An 806-nucleotide genomic window follows, 5' to 3' on the forward strand; every position below is an offset into this window, starting at 1 on the left:
CGTACTGTAAAGTCGGCCAGCACTACGGGCGCGGCTGCTGTACCCCCACTGGTAGCAATGTAGATACCGACCTCATTAGCCTGGGTGCCATCTGCTAGTCCACCATTGAAAACGGTGGCAGATGCTGGTACATTTGTGGCTGTGCCAGCACCCTGCAAACTGATGTTTTTACTTAGAACCACGCGTTCTGAGTAAGTGCCCGCGTCAATGTAAATAGTGGTAGTGCCCGCATCGGCGGCGCTTAGTGCGGCCGCCACCGTGGCAAAAGGCGCACTAGTGCTACCCGTTCCCGTTGCATCACTACCTGCGGCCGACGTGAATAAGTCGCCCGTTTGGCTTAGGTCATTAACGTACAAGGCCGACGCAGCTACTTTGGGGAGCGGTTGTGCCAGCAGTGGGGAGTAAAGAAGGCCACTACATAACGCAGTAGCAGCATACGAGAGTAAAGAGTAATGCATAGCTCGGGTGGGTTAAGGCAGGCACTTGTACAAAAACCCAGTCTTAGTGGAAGCAAAGAGCTGAGTTACAACTAACACGCACCGAATATGACGAAAACTTTAATGAATTGTTCTATCGTTATCTATGTTTATTGCTAGTATTGTATTATTGCAAAATAGTAGGATTATGCTGCCGGTAAGTAGCCACGACTATTGGTAGCCGGAGCTTGTCTTCGCGGTGCCCGCCGCCGCAATTGAGTAGCTCGAAGCCGTACAAAAGCAGGCTGGCTGGCCACAGAACAGTACCCTTTAGCAAGGATTAAGAATAAAACTCCAACCTTCGGGGTAGGAGGGTGGTTGCTACCCAGA

Annotated in this window: 1 protein-coding gene; it reads right to left on the reverse strand. The window is 51.2% G+C overall.

Features of this window, described 5'->3' with window-relative positions; all coding sequences use genetic code 11:
* On the reverse strand, nt 1-458 hold a 458-nt coding region (locus VI25_RS20010; RefSeq protein ID WP_152981721.1), incomplete at its 3' end, for a DUF1565 domain-containing protein.
* Between the last annotated feature and the right edge of the window lie 348 nt (nt 459-806).

It is taken from the genome of Hymenobacter sp. AT01-02 (assembly GCF_000961955.2).
Taxonomy (GTDB): Bacteria; Bacteroidota; Bacteroidia; order Cytophagales; family Hymenobacteraceae; genus Hymenobacter; species Hymenobacter mucosus.